The sequence below is a fragment of the Fructilactobacillus ixorae genome (genome assembly GCF_024029915.1).
GTDB classification, from domain to species: Bacteria; Bacillota; Bacilli; order Lactobacillales; family Lactobacillaceae; genus Fructilactobacillus; species Fructilactobacillus ixorae.
This window is the reverse complement of record NZ_CP097478.1, coordinates 431,519-456,561: the sequence shown is the minus strand read 5'-3', so window position 1 is coordinate 456,561 and position 25,043 is coordinate 431,519. Positions and strand designations below refer to the sequence as shown.

Here is a 25,043-nt window from a genome sequence, read left to right as displayed (position 1 = left end):
ATACCGATGTACTTTCGAACTCCGATTTTGATTCAGAATTGCTTAGCGATGTTGAAGTACTGCCTGATTCGGAAAGTGATCTTGACTTAACTTCGGAATTAGCTTCCGAAATTGAAACACTCTCAGAACTTTGTTTCGATGCTGAAGTACTTTCGGAATCTGCTGTGGATACAGAGTTGCTTAGCGAAGTTGAAGTGCTTCCGGATTCGGAAACCGATGTTGACTTAAACTCCGAATTTGATTTTGAAATTGAAACACTCTCGGAACTTTGTTTCGATGCTGAAGTGCTTTCCGAATCAACTTTTGATCCAGAATCGCTTAGCGAAGTTGACGTACTTCCAGATTCCGAAAGTGAAGTTGATTTAACTTCCGAATTGGATTCTGAGATTGATGAACTTTCTGAACTTTGTTTCGATGCCGATGTACTTTCGGAATCTGCTGTGGATACAGAGTTGATTAGCGAAGTTGACGTACTGTCGGATTCTGATTCGGAAACCGATGTTGAACTAACTTCGGAATTGGATTCTGAGATTGATGCACTCTCTGAACTTTGTTTCGATGCCGATGTACTTTCAGAATCAACTTTTGATATTGAATCATTAAGAGATACCGATGTACTAACGGACGCGGAAGTGCTTTCTAACTCGGCTTTTGATCCAGAATTGCTTAGTGAAGTTGACGTACTTCCAGATTCGGAAAGAGATCTTGACTTAACTTCCGAATTGGATTCTGAAATTGAAACACTCTCGGAACTTTGCTTTGAATCAGATGTACTTTCTGATTCGGCTTTTGATGTCGAGTCACTCAGCGAAATTGACGTACTTCCGGATTCGGAAACCGATCTTGACTTAACTTCGGAATTAGCTTCCGAAATTGAACTACTCTCGGAACTTTGTTTCGATGCCGAAGTACTTTCGGACTCCGATTTTGATCCAGAATTGCTTAGTGAAGTTGACGTGCTTCCAGATTCGGAAAGTGATCTTGACTTAAACTCAGAATTGGATTCTGAGATTGATGCACTTTCTGAACTTTGTTTCGATACCGAAGTACTTTCTGAATCTGCTGTGGATACAGAGTTGATTAGTGAAGTTGAAGTACTTCCGGATTCGGAAAGTGATCTTGACTTAACTTCGGAATTAGCTTCCGAAATTGAAACACTCTCGGAACTTTGTTTCGATGCCGAAGCACTTTCGGACTCCGATTTTGATCCAGAATTACTTAGTGAAGTTGACGTGCTTCCAGATTCGGAAAGTGATCTTGACTTAACTTCGGAATTAGCTTCCGAAATTGAAACACTCTCGGAACTTTGTTTCGATGCTGAAGTACTTTCTGAATCTGCTGTGGATACAGAGTTGCTTAGCGAAGTTGACGTACTTCCAGATTCGGAAACCGATATGGACTTAACTTCCGAATTAGATTCTGAAATTGAACTACTCTCAGAACTTTGTTTCGATGCTGAAGTACTTTCCGAATCTGCTTTTGATCCAGAATTGCTTAGTGAAGTTGACGTACTTCCAGATTCAGAAAGCGATATGGACTTAACTTCCGAATTGGATTCAGAAATTGAAGAACTCTCAGAACCTTGTTTCGATGCCGAAGTACTTTTCGAATCTGCTATGGATACAGAGTTGCTTAGCGAAGTTGACGTACTGTCGGATTCGGAAACCGATGTCGACTTAACTTCCGAATTGGATTCTGAGATTGAAACACTCTCGGAACTTTGTTTCGATACCGATGTACTTTCGAACTCCGATTTTGATCCAGAATTGCTTAGCGATGTTGAAGTACTGCCTGATTCGGAAACCGATCTTGACTTAACTTCCGAATTGGATTCTGAAGTTGAAACACTCTCGGAACTTTGTTTCGATGCTGAAGTACTTTCTGAATCAACTTTTGATTCAGAATTGCTTAGTGAAGTTGAGGTACTGTCGGATTCTGATTCGGAAACCGATGTTGAACTAACTTCGGAATTGGATTCTGAGATTGATGCACTTTCCGAATCTGCTTTTGATGTCGAGTCACTTAGCGAAGTTGAACTAACTTCGGAATTAGATTCTGAAGTTGAACTGCTTTCAGAACTTTGTTTCGATGCCGAAGCACTTTCTGACTTTGCTTTTGATATTGAATCACTTAGAGATATTGACGTACTGTCCGATTCGAAAACCGATGTTGACTTAACTTCCGAATTAGATTCTGAGATTGAAACACTCTCGGAACTTTGTTTCGATGCCGATGTACTTTCGGACTCCGATTTTGATCCAGAATTGCTTAGCGATGTTGAAGTACTGCCTGATTCGGAAACCGATCTTGACTTAACTTCCGAATTGGATTCTGAAGTTGAAACACTCTCGGAACTTTGTTTCGATGCTGAAGTACTTTCTGAATCAACTTTTGATTCAGAATTGCTTAGTGAAGTTGAGGTACTGTCGGATTCTGATTCGGAAACCGATGTTGAACTAACTTCGGAATTGGATTCTGAGATTGATGCACTTTCCGAATCTGCTTTTGATGTCGAGTCACTTAGCGAAGTTGAACTAACTTCGGAATTAGATTCTGAAGTTGAACTGCTTTCAGAACTTTGTTTCGATGCCGAAGCACTTTCTGACTTTGCTTTTGATATTGAATCACTTAGAGATATTGACGTACTGTCCGATTCGGAAACCGATCTTGACTTAACTTCCGAATTGGATTCTGAAGTTGAAGCACTCTCAGAACTTTGTTTCGATGCCGATGTACTTTTGGAATCCAATTTTGATCTAGAATTGCTTAGCGAAATTGAAGTGCTTCCAGATTCAGATAATGAAGCCGACTTAACCTCTGAATTAGATTCTGAAGTTGACGTGCTTCCAGATTCGGAAACCGATTTTGACTTAACTTCCGAATTAGATTCTGAAGTTGAAACACTCTCGGAACTTTGTTTCGATGCCGAAGCACTTTCGGACTCCGATTTTGATCCAGAATTGCTTAGTGAAGTTGACGTACTTTCTGATTCGGAAAGCGATGTTGACTTAATCTCTGAATTAGATTCTGAGGCCGAAGCACTCGCAGAATTTTGTTTTGATGTCGAAGCACTTACGAGCTTAGAAGTACTTTCAGAATTAGATTGCGAAGCTGAAACACGGTTAGAAGTGCTTAACGAAGCCGAATGCGAGTTACTTTGCGAAGCTGAAGTTGACAGTGAGTCTAACTTACTCTGCGAAGCTGATTGGGACTGCGCCGTACTAGTTAACAGTGAATTAGAAAGCACCTTGTTTGCAAATGAAATTGACCGACTGGCTGACCGCCAACGTTGTTGTTGCGCACTCAAACTAAATGAAGCTGAGGCGCTCCCGCTTTGACTCATCCGTCTTGAGGTTGAAAATGAATTAATTCTACTTTGTTCTAACGAGGAACTTCGTGATTCTGATCCTCGACTATCCGTATTCTCCGATTGTGCATTCATCGAATTCGCTACAGAGGCCGACGTACTCATTTGAACCGATTGACTAGTTGCCAATGAAGTCGAAAAGCTCACATTCACTGACCGTCGTGCAGACGTACTCATTGCATCCATCTGCCTTTGACTACTTAATGAAGTTGCTGCCGACCGAGAAGCACTGGTTGCTGCCGCTTGACTAGCCCAATCCGAGGTTGACGCACTACCAGAGGCTGATGCTGAATCATAGCTAGATTCACTGGCTCTTGCTCCTAATACGGATTGTGACTGACTCTGGTTCGCTGATTGACTACTAGAAGTTGAAGCCGAGACTGAAGCACGCACCTCATTGGTACTGGCTTGTGCCGATGTACTAGCCACATCTGAGGCTTCACGACTACCCAAAATACTTAGCGAAGCATAATACAATGCTAAACTGGCTATCAATGATTGATTATAAGCCGTCGAGGCTGATTGTGAAATTGAGGTCGCCACCGAAGCTGGCGTTGAGATCGAGGCACTAGTTGAGGCACTGCTAGATTCCGTCAGTGATTGACTAGTTGACGCTGACAATTGCGCACTTCCCTGCAAGGATTGCGAAAGCGAAGTTGCAATCGACTGGGACGTCCGTTTCGACTGTGGGGCCAGATTCCGTGAGTCTACAATGGAATACTCGGTTGAATAGGCATCTGAAACGGACATTGACCTTGAAGCAGACCCACGTCCAAAGAACCACGGTAATGCATCATACTCACTTTGAGATTTAGACGAACTATAACTCGTAGAATTATATTCACTAACCTTCACACTTGCATCCACGATCGACTGCGACGTGGATTGGGAATGCTGGACTGAAGTTTGAAAGGCCCGACTGGTTGCTGTACTAGTCGAATAAAAGGCCGAGTTAGCTTGCAGATCAAGTGAATCACTGGCTGAAGCTAGTTGCGAGTCCAATTGGGCTTGTAACTCTTGGGCAGCCTGCAAGCTACTTTGATAACTAGTGCTGGCTTCCTCAGAGTACTTCACACTTAACGATGAACTGATTCCTAGCTGATTATCACCAAGGATTTTTGCGGTATAGGAGTGTAACTGTGACGTTTGGATGCTCATTGAATTAACAATCGATGCCGAGGTCATCAAACTCGGAATTTCCAATGACGTATATGAAATACTAAATTCAATCGCATGCGAGAGACTCCGTAAGTTGCTGAGACTCTCATGAATCGAAGTCGCCTGCGACCCACTCAAAGAAGCCAGCTGTGACGGAGTCTCTCTTGGTGCTTCCGATCCCCAACTCGTTGACATACTTTCTGACAAAGACGTTGCCAACGAATCATGTAAGCTGACTGAAGCAGAGGCCGACAAGGACGGGAAATTCAGCACCACTGGTAAGCCTAATACTTTCGAATAAGTCTCACTGTTGGCAATGCCGACAACGGTGTTATATGCATTAACCGCATCCTCGAGTGCCCGTCTAAACACCCGGTCAAGCAAATTATTGCCAAATTGACTGATAATGTAATCAGCAACTCGATTAGCTAGGTCCCGACTTTGCACGCCCGCTTGAAAATACATTTCATCCCCAGGGTTAAGCCCATAGTCGGCCGGGTTAATTTGAACCGTAACGTCCTGATTATAATCAGTGGTGGTATAGGCACCGACTAGTTCCCAAGCACCGGCTCCCCCGTTTGCAGTAGGATTCCAAATGTAAAGATTGGAAGTCTGGTTACCAAAGATATTAAACCAACCCCGGCTGGTTCTAATCTGAATTGAGCCGGAATTACCGTCATAGATGTAATCGTTACCGCTCAAAACGTTATCAACGTTGGCCGAAATGCCCAGCTCAGCCAAGCTCGAGTTAACCAATTTTAAAGCGCGATCAATTGCATCCATAAAAATATTTAATTGATTGTTTTCACCGGCCGGACCAGTTGGAAAATCACTCCGCTGCTTTGCGGTTGAAGAGTTCGTAACTGCCAACGCTTGCCCGTACAGTTCAGACGTCCTGGTTGAAGCAGCTAGTGAATCTGCTGTTACTAGACTCATGGATTGGTTTTCAGATAACGAGTGCTCAATTTGGGCGTCATTCTGCTCACGCTCAGTGGCTTGTGATGCTGCACTGTCGAATGATCCAGTGCTGCTAGTTGACTCGGAACGGTGGTTGTCGCTAGTGGTGGATGATTCAGAATCACTTAACGACTGCTCAGTAGTTGTAGCTGGCGTGACTTCTAACTGTGAATGAGCTGACGCACTCGTCGAGTTAGTAACGGCCTGCTCACTGCTACTGGACTTAGTGGTCGTCTCTGCGACTTGACTGGTTGATTCCTGACTTGGTTGATCTGCCAGCTGATTACTTTGTACTGGTGAAGTTTGGGACTCGCTTGATTGCTGCTCCCCCACTGAACTTGCTGAATCCATCGCTTTTTCTGTCGTCCCCGTTGAAATCTGGGTACTAACGGAACTAGTCGGTAGCGATGCACTCGTTGTAGTTGACGGATTCTCCGATTCTGTTGCTGAATGGGCCGGGATCTTTAACGAAGTTTCATTAACCAGGACTTGATCTTTATCGGTTAGTTCGCGATTAACGGTTGGGGTAACTTCGGCCATTATGACCGGGGTGCCCAACCAAATCGTAGCCGCTGCTCCACTAAGCGTGGCCGTCCCTGAAATTAACCAGCGTCTTCCTGATTTATACATCCGATATCGAACTTTTTGATTGTTCGCAAATAATTCATCAAATCGGCGTTGGTTAAAGTTCTTCATGATCCCGCCTCCCTTTCTAATTAACTTTACGATAATTACCTTAGACCTATTTATTATACGCTTTTTTCCGGATAATACAATCATTAAATAAGGATTATCAATCAGCACTAATTATAACAAAAAGAACCTAGTGAATTAATCACTAGGTCCTTTTACTTTAAATCAAGTTTTTTCAATCAAATCGGAGATTAGTTTTGAGAATTATTGTTCTTATCATTGTTCCGTTTGAAGAGTAAGAACAACAACAATCCAAGAATTCCGAACCCGGCCAAGGCAAAGGCGATTGGTTCTGCATAATTAGAGTTCTGGTGTTGCTTTTGGTTCATCCGTTGCTTGTTAGCAAAGTCCTTCACCTTTGTCTTCGACGAACGCTGCTTATGCTTAGTCTTTTGACTCGCATTTTGATTATTTGCATTCGCGTTCGTCGCATTAGCATTAGCTTGTGCGTTCGCATTCGCGTTCGCAGCGTTGGCATTGCCAGTATTATTCTGGTTATTATCACCGTTGTTATTCGTAGCCAACTGTTGCACCGCTACACCAACCAAGCCAGGAATAATTGCATTTCCATTAACGGCTGCGAGCCCTGCTAAGGCTCCGCTTCCAATTACCGGTGCAAATCCACTACCACCAGCAACGTTCCCGTTGTTTGCTTGCGTTGGATTCATATTACCGTTGTTTCCAGCATTTCCATTGTTAGTGGCATTGTTATCGTTAACAATGGAACTACTAATTGAGCCGGAAACGCTTGCAGAACTTGAAGCACTCGCACTCCGGGAAGCAGCACTAGTTGAACCTGAAGCACTCACACTTGCGTCTGAACTGCTAGTCGATTTTGCTGCTGAATCAGACGTACTAATGATAGCTGAGCCACTCATCGACTTACTGCTTGCATCAGATTCAATCGTTGAGATACTCATTGAAGCACTCTTCGAAGCAGCACTAGTTGAAGCACTATCATCACTAGCAGACTTTGAAACAAAGCTAAGTGAGGCTGACCGACTCATACTCATGGAAGAGTATCGTGAAAGACTCGTCGATCTCGAAGCGCTGTAACTTTGTTGTGAAGCAGAGGCGCTCGTTGAAAGACTTTGCGATCCAGGGTTTGAAGCGTACTGCGAACGGCTTGCCCAGTGACTGGCTGAAGCACTAGCAGACAACGATGATGATGTCGAAGCAGAGGTACTTGCCGAGTTGATGGTAGAAGCACTGACACTCGTTGACGTCTTATCGGACAGACTCGTGGAAGCACTAGCCGAGGCACTCACTGCGTTAACCTTGCTTTCTAGTGAACCAGAAGTACTTGCCGAAGTACTCATGGATTTCACAGCTGACATCCTTGCGGAAACACTGGTTACTGCTGACAGACTCGTGGAAGCCGAATTAGTACCAAAACCATGGAACGAAACAGAAGCTGATAGGCTCTGTGCCTGTGAAGCGCTCATGGAACTAGAACGACTAGCCCGTTTGCTGTTACTGTTAGCAGCACTAGCAGATTCAGAAGCACTCACCGCTTCCATGCTACTTGACGTTGAAGCACGCTTCGAGGCAGCCGACGTACTTGCTGAAGCACTATCACTTTGACTAACAATGTCGTGACTCAAGGACCGCATTGCTGAGTCAGACGTGCTGTCAATTACGGAACGACTGACCGACTTACTAGTTGAAGTCGATTCACTCATCGATGCGCTCTTTGAACCACTCACAGAAGTAGCACTCTTCCAAGCACTAAAGTCACTTTCAGACTTCTTGATCTCGCTAACTGCAGCGGAAGTGCTAGTACTCATGGAAGCTTGTTTTGATAAGAACGTTGAAGTTGAAGCACTCATACTCTGGCCAAAAGCAGACGTACTTGAGGAATCACTTTGTGAGCCTGAGTTGGAAGTGTCCTTACCGAAGCTGGCACTTTGACTTGCCGAAGCACTGGCAGACAACGATGACGATGTTGAAGCAGAGTCACTCGCCGATTCAAAAATCGAAATGCTCTTACTCAACGAATCTTGATCAGAAAAGATTGTCGAAGCGCTGGCTGAGGTGCTCAAGGAGTCAGCGTTACTTGCCATTGAAGCCGAAGCACTGGCAGATAGACTCGTGGAAGCAGTAGCGGAACTACTCAAGGAAGCACTGTGAGCTGCTGACATGCTTGCGGAAGCGGAGTTCATTCCAGAACCACTCAATGAAACTGAGTCAGACAAGCTCTTAACTGTCGAAGTACTCATCGAAGTTGAGCGACTTGCTTCTTTACTGTTGTTAATTGCCATGCTATCAGATGTAGATTCGCTATCAACCTTCATACTGGTTGACATTGAAGCGCTCTTGGAAGCAGTCGAGGTACTCAAGGAAGTACTATCACTTTGACTGACAAGCTTGTTACTCAAGGACCGCATTGCTGAAGCAGAAATGCTATTCTCGATCGATTGACTAACCGAGTGACTCGTGGACGTGGAGTTCAACATGGACGTACTCTTCGAATTACTCTGAACTTTGGCAGATTCAGAAGCGATAATGTCGCTTTCTGACTTCCAAATATGACTCGCAGAAGCGCTCTTGCTTTGACTCAGTGAAGTTGAAGCAGACAAGCTCGTTGATGCTGAAGCACTCTCTGAGGCTTCCTTCATGGAAGTACTTACAGACATGCTTTGGGAGCCGGGTTGTGAGTCGTACTTCGAAATACTTGCACTGGAACTCAAGGAAGCACTAGCTGATTCACTCGCGCTCTTCGATGCCGAAGCACTCGCAGAGTTAACGGTTGAAGCACTAACACTCAGGGAAGCTTCGTCAGATTGTCTTGCTGACTGGCTGGCAGAAGCACTCGTGGAGTTTACTTGACTGTCCATTGAAGCCGAAACACTGGCAGACAGACTGGTTGAAGTCGTTGCCGAACCACTCAGAGAAGCACTCTTAGCAGCTGAAGTACTTGCAGATTCAGAATTAGTTCCGGATCCCAGCTTCGATGCGGACATTGATAGGCTCTTAGCAACTGAAGCGCTCATCGAAGTTGATTGACTAGCATTAACACTTTCGCTAACTGCCTTGTCATTAGAAATTGATTCACTATCTGATTTCGAACTAATTGATGCTGAAGCACTATCGCTTTGAGTGGAAGTACTTGCCGAAGCCTGTGTACTTTCACTAGCAACCGAGTTGCTCATTGATTTAGCGGCAGAATCAGACGTACTGTCCAGCGCCGATTGACTGGCGGATTTGCTGACCGAAGCGCTGATACTCATTGACATGCTCGTGGAAGCACTCTTCAAAACAGCACTATCATAAGCACTGGCATCACTAGAAGACTTTGAGTTAGCACTTGCTGATGCTGATGATGAATTACTCATTGACGTAGTATCTGAGAAGCTCGTTGAATTCGAAGCACTGTCAGAAGCATCGCTCATCGAAGCACTCACTGAATCACTAGCTGATCCTGGAGTTGAGTTTGAAACATTGCTTTCACTTTGAATCATCGAAGCGCTAGCTGATGCTGAAGCACTCATGGAAGCAGAAAGGCTGGCGGAGTTAACCGTTGAAGTACTAATGCTCATCGAAGTTTCGTCAGATTGACTGGCGGAAGCACTCGTGGAAATACTCATCGAGGCTGCCTTACTTTGCATTGAAGCAGAGGCACTGGCCGAAGCACTCGCAGAAACTGCTGCTGAAGTACTCATGGAAGTTGATTCACTGGCTTGCTTACTGTTGCTTGCCAAGTCACTCATGGACTTCGAAGCACTGTCAGAAGCCATGCTAGTTGAAGTTGAAGCACTGTCGCTCTGAGCGGAAGTACTGGCCGAAGCCTGTGTACTTTCACTAGCAACGGAGTTACTCATTGATTTAGCGGCAGAGTCAGACGTACTGTCCAGCGCCGATTGACTGGCGGATTTGCTGACCGAAGCGCTGATACTCATTGACACGCTCGTGGAAGCACTCTTCGAAGCAGAACTATCAGAAGCACTGGCATCACTAGCAGACTTTGAGTTAGCACTTGCTGAAGCTGATGCTGAATTACTCATTGACGTAGCGTCTGAGAAGCTCGTTGAATTCGAAGCACTGTCAGAAGCATCGCTCATCGAAGCACTTACCGACATGCTTTGGGAGCCGGGCTGTGAATCGTACTTCGAACTGCTGGCACTTTGACTCTTCGAAGCACTGGCGGATTCACTCGCACTCTTCGAAGCAGAAGTGCTGGCGGAGTTCGCCGTTGAAGTACTAATGCTCATCGAAGTTTCGTCAGATTGACTGGCGGAAGCACTCGTGGAAATACTCATCGAGGCTGCCTTACTTTGCATTGAAGCAGAGGCACTGGCCGAAGCACTCGCAGAAATTGCTGCTGAAGTACTCATGGAGGCACTTTGTGCCGCTGACGTACTTGCTGATTCAGAGTTATTACCAGAGCCACTCATGGAAACTGAGTCGGAAAGGCTCTTAGCTTCAGAAGTACTCATGGAAGTTGATTCACTGGCTTGCTTACTGTTGCTTGCCAAGTCACTCATGGACTTCGAAGCACTGTCAGAAGCCATGCTAGTTGAAGTTGAAGCACTGTCGCTCTGAGCGGAAGTACTGGCCGAAGCGCTCGCACTGTCACTAGCAACGGAGTTACTCATTGATTTAGCGGCAGAGTCAGACGTACTTTCCAGCGCCGATTGACTGGCGGACTTGCTAGCCGAAGCACTGGTACTCATCGACATGCTCGTAGAAGCACTCTTCGAAGCAATACTATTAGAAGCGCTGGCATCACTAGCGGATTTCGATTCGGCACTCGTGGAAGCTGGGGCACTCGCACTCATTGATGAGGAGGTAGAGAAGCTTGTTGACTTCGAAGCACTATCAGAAGCATCGCTCATCGAAGCACTTACTGACGTACTCCGAGAACTTGGAGTCGAATCTGCATTAGAAATGCTGGCACTTTGACTCTTCGAAGCACTGGCGGATTCACTGGCACTCTTCGAAGCAGAAGTACTAGCAGAGTTTGCAATTGAAGTACTGATGCTCATGGAAGTTTCATCAGATTGACTCGTGGACGCGCGCTTAGACGTGCTCGTAGAATCAGCTTTACTTTGCATTGAAGCTGAAGTGCTGACGGAATCGCTCATTGACTTCGCCGCTGAAGTACTAGTTGAAGTACTTTGGCCAGCGGATTTACTTGCTGATTGTGAGTCCATCCCCGACCCACTCTTCGATACAGATTCCGAAACGCTCTTCATTACTGAATCGCTTTCGGAAGTTGAGGCACTCGCAGAAGTACTTTCGCTAACTGCCTTACTTGTCGAAGCGGATTCACTCGCCGATTCATAACTAGTTGAAGCTGAGGCACTATCACTAGCTTCGGAAGTACTCTTCGAAGCACTCATACTGTCACTAGCAATGGAGTTACTCATTGATTTAGCTTCTGAATCAGAAATACTATCCAGCCCTGACTGACTAATCGACTTCGAGTTAGAAGCAGATTCAGACAACGATTGACTCATTGACTTGCTGGCACTGGCACTAGCAACTTCATTGCTCTTTGAAGTTGAAGCGGAAAGCGACGTACTGTCAACTGCTGATTGGCTAGCCGAATTACTAGTTTCCGCTGACATGCGCTTCGAAGCACTGGCTGAGGCACTGGCAGAACTGGCACTCGTAGAAGCACTGGCATCACGCATTGACTTTTCAACCATGCTTGTAGATGCAGATTGACTTTGACTAGTAGATGCTACCGCCGAAGCACTCGCACTTACTGAGGCACTGGCACTCGCAGAATCATTAGTAGGTCCCGTCTTGGAACCACTTAGTGAAGCCGAAACAGATTCATTAGCCGAATCAGAACTAGAGTTAGCAGCGGAAATGCTCAGTTGTGCACTGTTGGCATCGCTGGCACTCGTGGACGCACTAGCCGTCGTGCTGTCATCAACGTGTTTAGCTGAAGCGGAGTCGCTCACGCTGGCACTCATAGATGAACTGTCAGCAGCCGTTGTGCTAGCTGCCGCACTCATTGAGGCACTTGTAGAAGCAGCGGCAGAGTCTGTACCAGAACCACTTTCCTGTCGGCTTTCACTCGTTGAATGCAATTGACTTAAACTCATGGAAGCAGAAATTGAAGTTTGCTTACTTTGACTTTGTGAGTCATTTGCAATTGAAATTGAAGTCGAGTTGGATTCACTAGTTGAAGCGCTCGCCGAAGCTGAATGGTCGGTCACTTCAGAGGTGCTCATGGAACTAGAAACACTAGCACTAACGCTGTTAGCTCCAACTCCACTTAGAGAATAACTAATTGAGGCGCTTACGGAGGCAGAGCCACTGAGGGAGATGCTTTCCGATGCCGATTTCGAAGCAGAGGTAAACTCCTTGGTAACTGAAGCAGTTGCCGAAGCTTGATCAGAAACCGATTTTTGGTCGCTGTCGCTATGTGAAATCGAACGACTCATCGACTCTGACGTGATCCTTGCTGATTCAGAAGAGCCGGCATTGGTACTCTTACTAATTGAAGTCGAGTTAATTAGGGATAGATTACTATCACTAGCGCTCTTCAGTGAGGCACTCGTAGAAACTGAATTACTCTGTGAGTTAAAGTCTGCTTCACTTTCAGAGGTACTAGCACTGAGAGAAGCAACCGTAGACGCAGGAATCGAATTTGAGTAGCGCGATGCTGATACCGAAAGACTAGCATCCATCGTTGAACGTGATTCACTGGTACTATTTGAAATGTAATTGCTAATCAGCTTACTTGTAATGATGCTATTGCTGTCACTTTGCGAATAAGCAGTGCTTAAATTCTTGGAAGCTTCCGCTGAATTAGATTGATTAACGATTGACTGGCTTTGCCGTTTGTAGTTAGAGTCTTCGATGGAATTAGCAATGCTACCTGAAGTTATGACACTCACGGAAGCACTCCGACTAGCTGAAACACTAGCTTCACTAACTGAAATTGAAGCCTTCATTGAGCTTTCAGCAGAAAGACTCCCACTATTGACCGCTAGTTGGCTAACTGAATCAGACAGTTGCGCGCTAACGGAGGCAGAAAAACTTAACGATTCACTAATCCAACCCGTCTCGGTTGTGCTCGCCGAAGTCATCGATGCCGAACGACTAATTGAGTCCGATTGTTGACTAAGCTTTGAAGCGCTTGAACTACTACTAGTGGAAGCACTTCGCGATTGGCTCAAAATCTCGTCCCGATTAGAAGTTGAGCGGCTAGCCGAACTTGATTGGCTTACGCTAACCGAAGATGATCCCGATAACTGCTGCAAGCTCAGTGACGTTGCCTTACTTGCTAAGTTACTTTGGTAGGTACTAACATTCTGGCTCTGGGCAAGATTCATGCTTTTAACTGTACTAGCTAGATTTGACTGATTAATAGACTTACTTGTTTGATCCGAACTAATTATCGAAAAACTCGCACTTGCTGAGTTAGAGGCTGCCAAAGCTGACTGGCTGGCTGAGCTACTCATTGATTCTAAAGCGCCATTTTCCAGACTCTGGGACCGAAGCCCTACTAATTGATTCTGAAGTACTAATTACCTGACTGTTGGACCCTTCGATACTCGTGGAGTAGTCGTTACTCAACTGTTGACTAGTTGATTGGCTGGCACTCACACTCTTTTCGTAATTCATGCTAGCTTGCGCAGAATCCTGTTGGTAACTCGAGATGCTCTTGTTAACCTTGCTATCCGAAGCAGAAGCGCTCGAAGCTAGGTTGTCAAAAGTCGACGTTGAATTTGAGGCACTAATTGCCGCCGACCGACTCGCCGACCGACTAACAGAATCTTGAACGATGATATGACTATCGTTAATACTCGTCAGCACACTATTTTCATTGGACGACAGTTGACTAGCTTGCAGGCTCAGGTAGTTTTGCTCGGAGTTAAATGAGTCTTGCTCATTTACAGGAGCTCCTCCATTGGGATACTTAACCGCAAATGAGTTGGCTCCTCGTGAAAGAGCTTCAGAAATATAAATATATTGTGAATCGTACCCAGTACTCTCAGCATGGGAAGCCGATGCGCTACCAAGCCACATCGAGTTAGATTGACTCATGCTGTCAAACCCAAGCTTGCTCCGGCTCGCGGAAACAGAAGCGGAAGTTGATAGGGATCCGTCGATGCGACTATTAGATTCTGAATAGGAACGATTCCGGTTAGAAACACTGGCGTTCGTTTGTGAGACCTGATCCTGGCTAGCACTAGTCGACTGGCTAGCACTAGCAGCCACGGAAGCATCCGTTAATTGTGAATTTGAAACAAGTGAACGTGATTCACTCGCTGATGCGGATTGAGAAGCGTAGTCATCGCTAACTGAGTTACTAATGGAATCGATTTCAGAAGTGGTGTAGGTGGACTTGGCTTGGCTGTCATTACTTACAGCCGCCAGTTGCATGTTCATGGAGCCATTCACAACTGAAGTTGAAGCAGACCCGGTTTCACTAACTTGAGCAGCATCCTGGGTTGCTGTAACAGTGGTACTTTCGGATTGACTAGCAGTCGTAGACGTACTTTCCACCCTGTCACTCCCGCTCTTGCTAGTGCTGGAAGTTGACGTCAAATTAGTTGATGCACTCCCGGAACTAGTTGAATCGGACGTCGTTGATTCACTGACCGAGCTTGTGCTGCCACTACTAGAATCACTATTGGAAGTTGAGGTCGACGGAATTGTAGCTTTTTGATTACTAATCAACAGGTCACTATTTTCGTCAACCTGTTTGGAGACTTGTTGGGTGGCATCGGCGAATGTCGAAGGCACTCCTAAAAACAAACTAGCCGCCAGTCCAGTCACGGTTGCAGTTCCGGCAACCAACCACCGTTTTCCGGCTTTGTACATCCGATAACGGATTTTTTTATTGTTATCAAAAATGGCATCACGTCGTTTTTGATTAAATCTGCTCATATCTAGGCTCCTTTTATTTTGAAATCTTGGCAATTAATAGCCAATCGCTAATAAATTTTAAGTTGACGTTTAAAATTTGAAACACAATCTAGTTACATACTTTGATTATCTATAATTATTACAACTTTTTCAAGTGGTAAATCTTGATTTTGTAAAATTTTATAATCAGCGGCAGAAACCTGCACGGTCTGGATCTTCTTAATTCGATCCGTCAGTATATCAGCTAAGTTACCCCTGACCTGCCCCTGGTCGTCCAGCGGACTTTCAACTAACCGTAAAATGTTATGGGACTCGGTGTTCGCAAGTGCCATTAGTTCCACACCCATGTAATCGATGGTCACCGTATCATCCTTAGTGACAATGCTGCGTAGTTGGTCGTTGTAAAAGGCATCTAACGAATCATAGCGCTTTAAGACCTCGTGTGTCTCTGGATCTTCCACCGTCACTAAGTTAATCACCTTTTGATAGAGGTAGTAGCGAACCACCGGACGGTGTCGTTGATCATAAAAGACCATTTCTAACATTTCGTCTTCCGCATAAAACAGGTTGCTGAAGATGGTCCCATCGTAGGCATACTCTTCAATGTAGTCCATGGTGCCATCCGGGTTGGTGTAGCGCACATCCTGCGCCGCTCTTCTAGTGTTTGGATAAAGATATTCCTTGCCAATCTCTGACCCATGGTCATAAATGGAAATGCTCCCATCCTTGTTCACAAACACTTTGTCCCAATAAGGCACCGGCACATCGTTGAAAAACCGATATTGTCCCGGGTGATACTTCCGGTGCGTTAACCGATCCAAAACGTTAATCCCATTCACGCCGGGTTCCCCAAAATACTTCCCTAACTTGGGCGCCGAAACTAACGAAATCACATTTGGATGCTTTGGATCAGACGCTTGCGTTTTAATTTGTTGCCACTGATTATCGGCGACCACGTTATTTACTAGTACGTAATCCATTAATTAAATCCCTCCATTTATCCGCGGTAATGTGATCTTGAAATTCTGCGACGGATTTACTCGTTGCTGCCTGTAACTTGGAGTAGTTATTCCCCGTCAATAACTTTTGCAGGGCCCCTTGAATTTGTGCAACGTTATAATCATCATCGCTCCGCTTGAGATCGACTAGGTAACCATTCACCCCATCGTGCACTAACTCTTGGGCTCCAAACCGCGCATTAAACGTCACAACCGGCAAGCCGGCGTTTAAAGCTTCAATGTAGGTGAGCCCAAAGCCTTCAGAAAATGAGGTCGAAATGAACGCATCATACTTTGGATAAACATGTTCCAAATCGTGGGAAAGGCCTTTCATGTGGATGTAGTCCTCAGCATGGCAGTCTTTAATCGTTTGTTCGAGCTTCTTTTGCTCTTCTCCCTGACCATAAATGTCGAACTGAATTGCCTGCCCCTGGTCGTGCAGTTTGGCAACGGCCTTAATGGCCACGTCCACGTGTTTTTCGGCTGCAAGCCGGGAAGCCGTGATCAACCGGAACGGTTGGTGCGCTTTTCGCCCTTGCTGTTTTGTTACCCCGTCACGAACTCCGCCGACAGGAATGGCCGTTACGATGTCCTTGGCACTTGGCTCGTCAATTAACAGATCATCTCGTTGTAATTTTGTCGCAGTTACGACCCGATCCACCTCATGGATGTGCTCCAACATGTATTCGTAGTGGTCATTCCACAACGGATACTTCGGATCATCCCGATTGGATAATTGATCCGCGTGCACGATGTAAATAATTTTTGCGTCTGGAATCCGGTCTTCCATGAGAACGTCATCGGCAAATTCTCCCCGGTCGATAATAAAATTACTCTTGCCGTGGTAAGCTCGATCAACGCTTACAAAAAAGTACCGATGCAGATCATATAGGTTGCGGAAGAACAAGTGATGACCGTGTTCATTAAACAAATGAATGTTAATCACATTGGGACCACGGTGCACATCATTTTCAATGTGATACATCACCTTTCGTTCCCCGGTTTGAACTGAATAAAGTTCAACCCGCGAAACGCCAACCTGTAAAATTTGATTATCAGGGTGTTGCTTATCTGGTCCCTTAAAGAAGTGTTGCACCACGCGCATTCCTGAATCCGTGATTAGTTCTTGTTTCCGGTTGGTATTAGTCCCATCAATTACCATGGTCCCTTTGTGCGCCTTAATCCGTTTTTTCAGTCCCGTTTTTAAATACTCCTCGCCAAGCACTAAGTATTCCCACAGGTTTAACACTTCGTGATCCTTAAGGCCCCACCGATCCATGGCTTGGTGTAATTCTGGAACCAGGTTTAAAAATAAAAAGCGAAATGGTAACTTGGCTTGTCTAAATCGGGCCGCGCGGTAAAATTCAGCGTGTTCGACACCCGAATTGCCCATGCCCATCGCTTGGTTAATGAAAAAATTCATAGCAATTCCTCTTTCTTTTAATTATCGGACCGTTCCACATCCACTAACAGTTTCTGTGAAATAAGGTCCCCACCGACGAGCTGAACTGAACGTAAATGAAACTCAGTTTTAAAGGCCGTTAACTTCTGTGCTAAATCAGTGGCACTCCAATCGGCTGTTACCCAGACAATGCGATGCGGTTCAACCGTCCAGTGTTCGGATAGCGGGGTCGCATCGACAACGCGATTAAAACTCCGCACAATCACCGTACCCGTCGTAGCCACCGCATCCGTTCGCTTGGGAACGAGGTCAATCGCTGCCATGTCGAACCGCGGTTGGACGGTAAAGGTCCTCCAAACTCGCTCCGGAATAATGAACACGGCCCGAAACTCCAGTTGCTCGTTGTTAAACTTTACCAGTGAAATCTCATAATCAACTTCTTCATCCGTCAACTCAAAGGTTAGCTGCTTCGATAAGGACATCGTCTCATTCACCAGTTGGTGGTGCTGGTCATACGTCAACAACATCAGCCCCACCGATTCTTCTGGCGTAACCACTCCGTCTAAAACGAGATGAAACTTTTCCTGACGGGGTAATTGGGGTAACACCTTACTCCCATAATGTGGTCCTTGGGCGTCGCCAGCTGGAATTTGGGTTTCCCACCAGTGAATTTTCTTGCCTGCCGGTTGCAATTCATTTTGGTACAGAACCAAACCGGTCCGCTTATAAGCAATTTGAGACCCATATGTATCGGTATTTGGATCAGACGAATCCCAGGTTAACCCGTAGATGGTTTCCATATTATGCACCCTTTTTCTGCTTCACACTTGCCTGCTTCACTTTTGGAGACTGCTTGCGCCCAAACTGGGACAACAAGTACCAGTACTGCCGTTGAAACCACGTCACAATCGGGAGCGTCTGGTCATTATGGCGGCCTTCAAAGCCTTTCGCCAGTAATTTCCCGGTCGGATTTAGTTGCACAAAACGCCGGCGAATCCCCTGATAGGCATCACGATTATAGTCATCCTGAAACATGTAAGCAATCGCCAACGTAGTGTTTTGCAAGTGACCATTTTCCAAGTTTTTCCAAAAGCGTTGGTCTAGGTCATGACTGGAGGCGTCCGACAAATCTGGTTCAAAGTACAGTTGCATGTCTTCACTCGTGCGAAAGTCGTTCGGTCGTTTCACCCGGCCGTTCTGCGCAATCGTCCCTAGTTCAGCAAGGGGTTTCCCGAGCACAATCCCGGCTGGATTTAAACGAGCCCCGTAGTAGAGCGCTCCAAACGTTCCCATCGACATTCCAGCTAGGATCAAGTCGGACGGTTTAAAGTCAAGCGCCTGCAGTTTTGCCTGGATGATGGAGACAATTTGGGCTTCAAACTCCTCATCGCCAAGGTAGAACGCCCCGCCTTCCAGGCGCCAATCCGAAATTAACAAGAAGGGGGCCCCAAAGTTTTCCATCATCCGGCGCCCTTCGTAACCTTCCTTAGTCCGATAACCGGCAAAGTAGACGTTCAAGGGTGGTTTTAAGTCCCCAGCATCAAAATAAATGCCGACATTACCATGTAAGGCTTGATCTTGCAACACCACATCGTTTGGCATCATTTCTCCATAGGGACCACGCGACCGCCGGACGTGTAAATTACCGACTTGAACGTGGCCCTGGCCCCTACCGTACAGCAGAACCTGAAAAAACGAAGGAACTTCATTTCCAATCACGTCCAGACTGTGTTCTAATTGATCGCCAGTCAGAAAGGTTGTTTTGATGACCTGCTTGGTTTGTGCATTCGTTTGCGTCAGTTTTAGTCCTAGTTCAACGCCATCCTCTAACTGATAATCTAAAGACACCTTATCGGCCATTTTAGCTGGCAAAAAAAAGGAATCTTGAGGCGCAGTGATTAATTGCCACGTGTCCGTTGGGTTTAACTCTAAATCATGATACACATTGCCCCGCAGTTGAATTGAATTAATGACTTCCCAATTAAAGTGCCAGGCCCGCGGATCAAATCGATACCCATCCGGATCAAAGTAAAAGAAGTGTTGAATCTCCTTCATGAGCTCCTCTGGGGTCTGTCGCTCAGTCACAAACGCACCCTTTAACTCTAAAATCGAACTGGCGGCTGGACTGAGCTCAAGTTGCTCAGTTAGTAAAATTTGGTTAGCGGGGAGCTGACTTAAAACGGCTAAATCATCTAACCAGGGAAACCCGGCGTCCAAAATAAACACGGCATTCCGATACTTCGAATTTAACTTCCCGTTCGCTTTCAACAACGGCTGATTAGGAAATGGGGTTTGGTCCAAACCAGCACTATCACTATGGTAATAATGGTAGTCAGCGGTTAAATATCGAGCTGCTGCCGTATAATCGTCATTCCCAATGTGAATGACCGCGGTCACAAACTTAGGCTTTGCCATGCTTTAAAACTCCCTTCCAGCGCTCTAAAAGCTGGTCTTGTTCGTATTCTTCCATTAAGTCCACACTCGCCACCACGGCTTGATTCCAATGGTGCAGGTCCTGTAAGAAGTAGTTAAGTTGGTCGGGCAGGGTTGCGAGGTCTTGATTATAAAAACCATTTTCCCCGGTCCGGACGAGGTCCGTTGGAGTCGTACTGATAATCGGAACTCCCGCCGAAATAGCCTGAATTTGTTTCTTCAAATCGGCATGCATCCCCATGTATACAAACAGACGGACCTTTTGAAATAGTTCCGCACTGCTCTGGTCCTGCTCTTTAATCAATTGAATTTGGGATTGAAATAAACTAGCCCGATAAAAGCGGTGCAGGTCTGCTTCTGTGAGCTCCACGTCATCGCGGATTACCTCGTTATCAATGTAATCCAACCACTCGGACTCGGTTTGAAAGTTCCGGGGCTGCGCCGCCTCTGTATACGTAGTGAATTCATCACCATTTACATCTACCCCTAGATGTTGCCAAATCCAGCGGCGTTGGTACAATTGCATCAACTGCCTGGAAGCGTCATCTCCCGCCACCAACAGCACCATGTTCTCATCCTGTTGCAATTCAGGTAAGACCCCCTCAACCAGTTGGGCAATCTGGGCTTCGGTCTGGTTGCGTAACTGGAGATAGACAAACTGAGCTTCAAACTCGTTACTTAGCCCGGGGTTAAAGCTCGTGGGGTAGGGCTCAATCGCCACCACTTGTTCTGAATCGTCATCATACTCAGTCTGAAAGCGCTGGGCGAGCTTCTGACTCGGAAACACCCACTGCGTTGCTGGAAACTGACGTTTGAGTTGCGCCACCTTGTCCAAATTAACTTCCGGTTCAAGGAGCGCAACCATGTGCTGGGCCGGTAACGATAAATGAAACTGGTCTTCCATCATCACCCCCGAACGGTAGGCCGCCACCACATGCTCTGGAGTGTGAAAATGTCGTTCGTAGCGTTCTTTAATGATGCTTTGCAGGCTCGGATAGGTCGACAGCGAAAACTCGCTTTGAAAGGCCGGATCAATCTGAAATTGCTGCGCTTCGTCCCGCCAAAAAACCACCTGCTGCAACGGCGTATACCATTCCTGGCGGATAATCTGGTTGGTCGTATTCAGCCATACGGTTGTACTCAAAAAACCGGCATCCGAATAGTAATTAATCCGCCGAACACCATCTGGTTCAAAGTAGACAACTCGCTCCACTTCCAACTGATTATGGACGGTAATTTCCACCGCCAGTGTGTTGTCCTTATACAAACAAACTTGATTGTTACTAGGGTTAAAGAAAGGTTCATAGCCAGCTGGAGTCGGAAAGTCGAACACGTTTAACGGCAAGCCTTCAATCGACTCCACGTGCTGTAAGTCAGCAAATACGTCCCAGTACGGGATGTCTTGCAACCCGAGTTGTTGGAGCTCCCGTTTTAGCGTAAGCGATGATTGCACAAAGGCCAGTTCCACTGGTTCTTCAGCCTGCTGTAACAACTTGGCCAGTCCCACTTCCGGTAAATCGGCGAGCGGCCGCCCGTGGGCATCCTGAAAGTTCGGAATAATTAATGTCATGAGCGCCCCCCCTTAGTTAAAGACTCGATAGCTGTATTTACTGTATAGGGCGTTAATTTGTTCCCACATTCCTTGAACGATGGTAACTAAAATTGCAACGCTCCCAATGTAGACCGTATAATTAGCGATTCCGTGCCATTTGAGCCCGATAATCAGCGGAATGACTGCGATCACAACCAAACACAGTCCCCCAAACGTTGCCATGATTAAAAACCACTTAACGAGGTACTCCGTAGTGGCCGTCCCGGGAAAGACGTTTAAAATGTATTCACCGTTTTCCTTCATCTGCTTTGAAAGTCGCAAGGGCTGGACCGTAATGAAGCCAAAGAGATACGTTAATAGCATGATAATAACCCCGTAGTTTATGATTCCCCACCCCGTTTGTTGGTCAGTAATCGTGTGGACAAAGTTCGAAAAACCACTTGAGTGTAACCTGCTGTTGGCTTCGATTAACTCGTTGGGGATCAAAAACAACGTTGAGGAGAACATAAAGGGCATCGCCCCAGCCACTAAGAGTTTAAAGGGTAAGTACGATTTACTTCCCGTTCCTTCAATGAGCGGCCGTTGTAAAGGGATCCGAAGTTCAATTTGTAACAGCATTACAAGGATGATAATTACAATGACAGTTACCACCCCTGCAACCAACAGGTGTGGCAGCGTCAACGAATAGTTTGAATCTTCCCACCCAAACTGTAAGGCCCGCGGAAGGCCAATTAAAACCCCAGGGAGGATTAACACGGAAATCCCGCCAAGCCCCTTTTCCGTATTTTCATTCCCGAGAAAAACCGTGAACATGGCTCCGGCAACTAGGATGATCACAACTCCCATTTGCGAAACACTCAACGGGAGTTGCTGATTGAACAACACCAGGGGCACTAATGCAGGCTTTAAATACAGCATCAGTTGGGTCGCTTGCAAAATCGCCAAAATTAACGTGATCGTTTTTTGAATGTAGCCGGTTTGGTTCACCGTGAGTCGGTTCACCCAGTCAAAGTCGAGTGCAGACACCGCCTGCCAGATGATTAGGCCGATCATGTAGGGTCCTAATCCCAAGGAGAGGAGCGTTGGAATCTTCAGTTCTCCCCCAACGGTTACTCCCAACATCTGTAAGAAGGTTTGTTTGGAGAGGGCCGCATCCGCTACCGCTGGATCAATTCCGGGAATGATAATGTCTTGCCCTAAGATGGAAATAACTAAGATCAAGAGGGTCCAGCAGATTCGGCTGGTCAAAAGATGGTTACGTAAAAATTTCATTGGTAATAATCGCTTTCTGTGGGTTAAGGAAATTCAACGTCCACGGTTCCGTCTGGCTGGGGAATCACATCTGAATTAGTTAAATTCCTGACAACTTGCAATTTAATGTGCTCGCGCATCGTTTGGTACGCTTTTTGGGCCTCTTTTTGATATTCAAAAATCGGGTTGACCTGCGCGATGGACCGACTTTTGGTAACCTGCATTAACATATCCAACTGGTCAACTTGTTCGACCCAGCCCTGATCAACGGCCCGTAAAACGGCGAGCCGTTCAAAATAAATCCATTGATCTTGATGCGGTAACTGTTGGTGCATCACCTGCAGCCGGTCCTGCATCACCTGCAGTAACAATTTAACCTGGTCGGCCTTTGACAGGTCCACTAGGTCATGGGACGGTTGATAATCCGGATCGACATTTTGATAGATAAAATCGAGTAACGTTTGGGACTCATCAACCCAATCAGCTCGTTTGCTGACAAAGCCCTGCGCCACGGCTGCAAAGCACATGTTCACCACGGAATCTAGCTGGGTCGCCTGCATAATCCAGTTCCGGGTCTGGTAAATGCTTTCCCGTTGAATCCGGGACACTTCCCCATACTGGAGGGTTTCAAAGCGCGCGTTGCGTTCCTGATTAGTCAAAATCTGTTGTGACCGGTTAACGGCATTTCGAAACCGGCCATGGTTGCTCAGCGTTTGTTGCTGATCATGCGCATGGCGGTGGGCAAAGCGCCGAATTGACTTCGGGGCGTTTTCCGTTACGACCTTATCCTCAAGGGAAACGTAGAAGACGCTCTCTCCCGGAGCTCCTTGCCGTCCAGCACGCCCCTGGAGTTGGTTATCAATTCGCCGGTTTTGCATCCGTTCGGTTCCCAGTACCAAGAGCCCACCTAACTCCTCAACTTCCTTACTAATGTTAATGTCCGTTCCCCGGCCGGCCATGGAAGTAGCAACGGTAATGGCGCCCTTTTCGCCAGCATGGCGAATAATTTCGGCTTCCTTCACTTCACTGCGTGCGTTTAACAAACTATGGGGAATCCGTTCCTTTAGCAGTAAGTTCGAATACAGTTCGGAGAGTTCTAAGGAACCAGTTTCAACTAGCACCGGTTGCCCCTTTTGATAGGCCGCTTTCACCACGTCAACCGTCGCTAACAACTTCGCCCGGTTACTGATAAACAAGTGATCGGGAAAGTCCTTGCGAATGTTCGGGCGGTTCGTGGGGACTTTGAAAACGGATAGGTTATACACCTCTAAAAATTCCTTTTTATCGGTCGCCGCGGTTCCCGTCATTCCCGCTAGTTGCTTAAACATCCGAAAGAGATCTTGATAGGTAATGGTGGCCATCGTCCGTTGTTCGGGCGTGATTTCCACCTGTTCCTTAGCTTCTAACGCTTGGTGCATCCCAGCCTGCATCTTCATGCCGGGGAGTTCTCGCCCGTTTTCAGCATCAATTAATACCACTTCGTTGTCTTTGACTACGTAATTCCGGTCCCGTTTTTGAATAGAGTTAGCCCGTAACGCTAACACTAGGTGCCGGTATAAATCCGTCCACTCCTGCGTTAGGAGATTATCGACGTCCAGATACTGCTCCATTTTAACGATTCCCTGGGGGGTAAACCACGCGTTTTTCAGGTCATCACTAATTTCATAGTCGTCGTGTTCCTGTAATAACTGAACGACCTGGTTCGCACTTTGATAGTAATTCGACTGCACCCGAGGAATTCCAGAGATCACCAACGGTGTTTGCGCCGTATCCAATAAAACGGCATCCGCTTCATCAATCAAGGCAAAGTTTAGGGAACGCAAATGTTGCTCTTGCGGTGATTTGGCGAGATTATCAAACAAATAGTCAAAGCCAAGGGTACTATTCGTGGTATACACAATGTCTGCTTGGTAAGTGGCGTCAAGGTCCCGATCCTCGGGCTTCTGACCCAGTTTGGGAACGGCACTTGCCACCGTTAACCCAAGCCACCGGTAAAGCTTACCCATGTCATGCGCATCCCGGGCAGCAAGATATTCATTGGCCGTAATTAAAAAGTTCCCACTTCCCATTAGCCCATGGAGGTACATGGGCATCGTGGCCGTGAGCGTCTTTCCTTCCCCCGTTTTCATTTCGGCAATGTTACCATCTTCCATGGCAACGGCACCTAAAATTTGAACCGGATAGGGATGCAAGTTAAGCACCCGCTCCGCCGCTTCACAAACAACGGCATACGCAGCCGGTAACACGGCCTTTAACCGGTTCCGGTCCCCGTTAACCTGTTCCTTCAAAATTTGGGTTTGCTGCTGCAACTCTTCATCTGCCATTTGCTGATAGGACTCCGCCAGTGTGAGAACCTGCCGCACCGTTTTTTGATAATGCCGTTTTTGCAATCCTGCCATT

Annotated in this window: 10 protein-coding genes and 1 pseudogene; 1 reads left to right on the top strand and 10 read right to left on the bottom strand. The window is 46.4% G+C overall.

Translation table 11 applies throughout. The features are described 5' to 3' along the window. Nucleotides 1-38: 38 nt before the first annotated feature. The gene (locus M8332_RS02125; RefSeq protein WP_252780539.1) at nt 39-3,338 is read left to right on the top strand and encodes a hypothetical protein; all 3,300 of its coding nucleotides are present in this window, start codon (nt 39-41) and stop codon (nt 3,336-3,338) included. A 2,720-nt stretch (nt 3,339-6,058) separates the two neighbouring features. Here M8332_RS02125 and M8332_RS07215 read toward each other — a convergent pair. The 10 genes and pseudogenes from M8332_RS07215 to secA2 form a co-directional block, all read right to left on the bottom strand. Then, nucleotides 6,059-6,178 (bottom strand): annotated as a pseudogene (locus M8332_RS07215) (KxYKxGKxW signal peptide domain-containing protein); the annotation flags it as partial. Nucleotides 6,179-6,366: 188 nt separating this feature from the next. After that, nucleotides 6,367-13,086: a serine-rich family protein gene (locus tag M8332_RS02120; protein ID WP_252780538.1), complete on the bottom strand. Its 6,720-nt coding sequence runs from the start codon at nt 13,084-13,086 to the stop codon at nt 6,367-6,369. 502 nt (nt 13,087-13,588) lie between these two features. Beyond that, nucleotides 13,589-15,028, bottom strand: coding sequence for a KxYKxGKxW signal peptide domain-containing protein (locus tag M8332_RS02115; RefSeq protein WP_252780537.1), 1,440 nt, complete (start codon nt 15,026-15,028; stop codon nt 13,589-13,591). Nucleotides 15,029-15,120: 92 nt separating this feature from the next. Further along, nucleotides 15,121-15,987, bottom strand: a complete 867-nt coding sequence (locus tag M8332_RS02110; RefSeq protein WP_252780536.1) for a hypothetical protein — start codon at nt 15,985-15,987, stop codon at nt 15,121-15,123. Next, the gene (locus M8332_RS02105) at nt 15,965-17,428 is read right to left on the bottom strand and encodes a glycosyltransferase (protein ID WP_252780535.1); all 1,464 of its coding nucleotides are present in this window, start codon (nt 17,426-17,428) and stop codon (nt 15,965-15,967) included. Before M8332_RS02105 ends, M8332_RS02110 begins: the two co-directional genes overlap by 23 nt. A 17-nt stretch (nt 17,429-17,445) precedes the next feature. Continuing rightward, nucleotides 17,446-18,207, bottom strand: coding sequence for an accessory Sec system protein Asp3 (locus M8332_RS02100; RefSeq protein ID WP_252780534.1), 762 nt, complete (start codon nt 18,205-18,207; stop codon nt 17,446-17,448). Between the two features lies 1 nt (nt 18,208). Then, nucleotides 18,209-19,822, bottom strand: a complete 1,614-nt coding sequence (asp2, locus tag M8332_RS02095; RefSeq protein WP_252780533.1) for an accessory Sec system protein Asp2 — start codon at nt 19,820-19,822, stop codon at nt 18,209-18,211. Continuing rightward, nucleotides 19,809-21,410, bottom strand: coding sequence for an accessory Sec system protein Asp1 (gene asp1, locus M8332_RS02090; RefSeq protein ID WP_252780532.1), 1,602 nt, complete (start codon nt 21,408-21,410; stop codon nt 19,809-19,811). Before asp1 ends, asp2 begins: the two co-directional genes overlap by 14 nt. 12 nt (nt 21,411-21,422) lie before the next feature. After that, nucleotides 21,423-22,664 carry a hypothetical protein gene (locus M8332_RS02085; protein ID WP_252780531.1) on the bottom strand — a complete coding sequence of 414 codons (1,242 nt, stop codon included), beginning with the start codon at nt 22,662-22,664 and terminating at the stop codon, nt 21,423-21,425. A gap of 23 nt (nt 22,665-22,687) precedes the next feature. Continuing rightward, nucleotides 22,688-25,042, bottom strand: a complete 2,355-nt coding sequence (gene secA2, locus M8332_RS02080) for an accessory Sec system translocase SecA2 (protein ID WP_252780530.1) — start codon at nt 25,040-25,042, stop codon at nt 22,688-22,690. Nucleotide 25,043: the final 1 nt, after the last annotated feature.

Coding starts and splice junctions, on each gene's coding strand:
- M8332_RS02120 (WP_252780538.1), bottom strand. CDS start 13,086: ATGAAGGCTTCAATTTCAGTTAGTGAAGCTAGTGTTTCAGCTAGTCGG.
- M8332_RS02115 (WP_252780537.1), bottom strand. CDS start 15,028: ATGAGCAGATTTAATCAAAAACGACGTGATGCCATTTTTGATAACAAT.
- M8332_RS02110 (WP_252780536.1), bottom strand. CDS start 15,987: ATGGATTACGTACTAGTAAATAACGTGGTCGCCGATAATCAGTGGCAA.
- M8332_RS02105 (WP_252780535.1), bottom strand. CDS start 17,428: ATGAATTTTTTCATTAACCAAGCGATGGGCATGGGCAATTCGGGTGTC.
- M8332_RS02100 (WP_252780534.1), bottom strand. CDS start 18,207: ATGGAAACCATCTACGGGTTAACCTGGGATTCGTCTGATCCAAATACC.
- asp2 (WP_252780533.1), bottom strand. CDS start 19,822: ATGGCAAAGCCTAAGTTTGTGACCGCGGTCATTCACATTGGGAATGAC.
- asp1 (WP_252780532.1), bottom strand. CDS start 21,410: ATGACATTAATTATTCCGAACTTTCAGGATGCCCACGGGCGGCCGCTC.
- M8332_RS02085 (WP_252780531.1), bottom strand. CDS start 22,664: ATGAAATTTTTACGTAACCATCTTTTGACCAGCCGAATCTGCTGGACC.
- secA2 (WP_252780530.1), bottom strand. CDS start 25,042: ATGGCAGGATTGCAAAAACGGCATTATCAAAAAACGGTGCGGCAGGTT.